Source organism: Microvirga vignae (assembly GCF_001017175.1).
In the GTDB taxonomy this organism is placed as follows: Bacteria; Pseudomonadota; Alphaproteobacteria; order Rhizobiales; family Beijerinckiaceae; genus Microvirga; species Microvirga vignae.
The window spans coordinates 1-2,748 of the sequence record NZ_LCYG01000153.1; the positions used below are offsets into that span (position 1 = coordinate 1).

Annotated in this window: 1 protein-coding gene and 1 pseudogene; both read left to right on the forward strand. The window is 59.7% G+C overall.

Annotation, left to right across the window (positions count from 1 at the left end; genetic code table 11):
* Positions 1-790 (forward strand): annotated as a pseudogene (locus AA309_RS31335) (transposase); the annotation flags it as partial.
* 523 nt (positions 791-1,313) lie between these two features.
* Positions 1,314-2,345, forward strand: a complete 1,032-nt coding sequence (locus AA309_RS31340; protein WP_047192940.1) for a D-alanine--D-alanine ligase family protein — start codon at positions 1,314-1,316, stop codon at positions 2,343-2,345.
* Positions 2,346-2,748: the final 403 nt, after the last annotated feature.

The following is a 2,748-nucleotide window of genomic DNA, read 5'->3' on the forward strand; positions in this document are numbered from 1 at the left end:
CACCAACGCGAGGGAGGATCAGGTGGGCTATGGCAGGTTTGTCGGGTCAGAAGCGACGGCATCACTGGCCTGCCTCTACGCTGTGGTGCGTCTGCACGGCAATCTGTTCCAGCCGTCGTTCAAGCTGCGGGAGAAGACCCGGATCGGAGCTCGTGTGATCAAGCGCTATCATGCGCCAGTTCCGCCTGCTGCCCGCGTGCTGGCTCATCCCGGCGTGAGCGAGGCAGACAAAGAGCGGCTACGGGACCTGTTAGAAGCATCAGATCCTGTCACGCTATTTACTGGTATCCGCGTGGCCCAGGAAGAGCTTGGAAAACGGGTTGATCGTCGTGGCCTGAACAGCAAGCCTGAGGAACCAGTCGCCATTGATCTTCAGCGCTTCGCGGCGAGCTTGAAGACGGCTTGGCAGGCCGGCGAGACACGACCGACGCATCGACGGCCTTATCGGCGAGTAAAGCCGTATCCAAAGCGGCCGAGCATGTTTGAGCCGTATGAGGCCCAGATCAAGGCATGGGTTGAGGCCGATCCCGCGATCCCGGCGGCAACGGTGCTCCAGCGTCTCATGGGTGCCGATCCGTCGCGCTTCCGGACGAGGAGCCTGAGGATGGTGCAATGGGTCGTAAAGGCTTGGCGGGCTGACGTGATGGGGCGGATCATCCTCGACGGGGACTGGATCAAGCGGGCGCACGCCTACCCTTCAGCCGCGGAAGGAGAGATCGTCCGCTCCATCACAACGCCTGGTAACATTCAACGTGAGGCAATGCGGGGGTCAATTCTTCGGTTCGCTTGACAGGTTTGTCGTGCCCGCGACACGGTGGTGTTTCGCTCGGGCCCTTGCTGCACTTCCATTTAAGCATTGAAAGGCACCCATAAAATGCCTTCTGAGCCTCTTTCTATGAAGTTGGCACGACTCTTGAAGCTCTTTGGCTGAGCGGCGACAGGAAGTTGCCGACCGATATGACATCGCTCGATGGAACGAAGGCGAGAAAGCAGATGTCAGGTCTGCGTCAGATCCGGATTGATAGCCTCTGGCGACGTTGGCGACCGTTATTATTCGAAGCTCGTGTTCTCGTGTTCCGCCGTGTCTGATTGAAGACATCTATGTTCGAAACCCGATACACTGAGGCGCAAGTATTCCGCCGGCGCGGCGCGAAACACATGGTTTTCCCCTCTTGTTTGCACAACCTCGTCGGTGGCATGCCGATTGCATGGAAGACGGCGGAGGCACGCGGGGTCCAGACGATCTGTTCCCCTCGAGCAACCAGATCTCAGCAAATGAACGTGACAGCGAGCAAACATCTAGGGAGTAGATCATGCGAGTAGCCGTCGTGTGGAATCATGATCATACGGGCGTGATCAACCGGTTCGGCCAGCCTAGTCCGGAGTTCGACGACCGCGAGGCGGTCGAACGCGTGGTGGCGGCGCTGCAAGAAGCCGGCCACGAGACATTGCTGTGCGAAGGCGATAAAAGACTGCTCGGTACGCTCGAGCGGTTCATGCCCCCCGACCTTCAAGCCCGCCCCTCCGGAATTGTCTTCAACATGGCGTACGGAATTCAGGGTGAGTGCCGTGACGCCCACGTTCCGGCCATGCTCGAGATGGCCGGTGTGCCATACACCGGACCGAGTCCGCTCGGTCAGGCGCTGCAGCTCGACAAGGTCATCACCAAGAGGCTCCTCCGCGAGGCTGGTGTGCCGACGCCGAACTTTCGCGTGATGCGCCGCGGCACCGAGAGTACCGGCGACCTGCGATTTCCATTGGTCGTGAAGCCGTGTCAAGAGGGCAACAGCTTCGGATTGCAGCTCGTACATGAACCCGCTCAGTTGAGGCAGGCCATAGAAGTGATCGTCGCACAGTATGCGCAGGATGCGCTCGTGGAAGAATACATCGAGGGGCGGGAAATCTGTGTTGCGCTGCTCGGAAACGAAGAGCTCGAGGTGCTGCCTCTGGTGGAGCAAGACTTCGGCGACCGCGAAACGCGGCTTATGACTTGGGAAGACAAGGAGCACTTGGTGGCGAGCGCACCGCCGAAGATTTGCCCGGCCCAAATTGAGAGCAAGCTTGCGACGATGCTGCGGGATATTGCAGTTGCGACCTTCCGTGCCTGCGAGTCCCGGGACTACGCTCGCGTCGACCTCCGGATTGATCGCTCCGGCCAGCCCTTTGTCCTGGAGATCAACTCCTTGCCGGCACTCGGTGCGCGCGCCTCGTATGTCCTAGCCACGACGACCGCCGGATACAACTTCTCGAGCTTGGTCAATCGCATTCTCGATGTCGCCCACACGCGGTATTTCGGGGTCGGCATCCCCAAAGTCGAACATGCGTCGAGCCAGCGCCCTACTTAGCTCGACTCGTGTGAAGCGGAAGCTCAAGTGCCAGTGTAATCCCTCTGTGGGATGCTTCGGTCGGGTGGGGAAGCCAGGCAAGGCGAGCACGTTGCTTGCGTCTTCCACTCGTTTCCGGCGAAACTGGGTTCCAGACCAAATGAAAGCATGTCCGGGTGCGCACCATTGGGGACGCTTGTTCCTCAGCATGGGCCACGAGGTGCGCCTCATGCCGGCTCAGTACGTCAAGATGCCATGAGGAGGTGAGCGGCGGCCGGCTCTCTCTGCGAGAGTAAGGACGCCAACTCTTTCTTCCTGGAGGCGATAGGCCATGCAACTGACCGGCCCCACCTCCACCACCCGGAACAATTCTTCCGACCCGGCGGCGATCTTTGTTTCTCTGGAACTCTTATGTTCAAATGCA

What these genes read in the sequence shown, in the direction of transcription:
- AA309_RS31340 (WP_047192940.1), top strand. Translation starts at nt 1,314, where the DNA reads ATGCGAGTAGCCGTCGTGTGGAATCATGATCATACGGGCGTGATCAAC.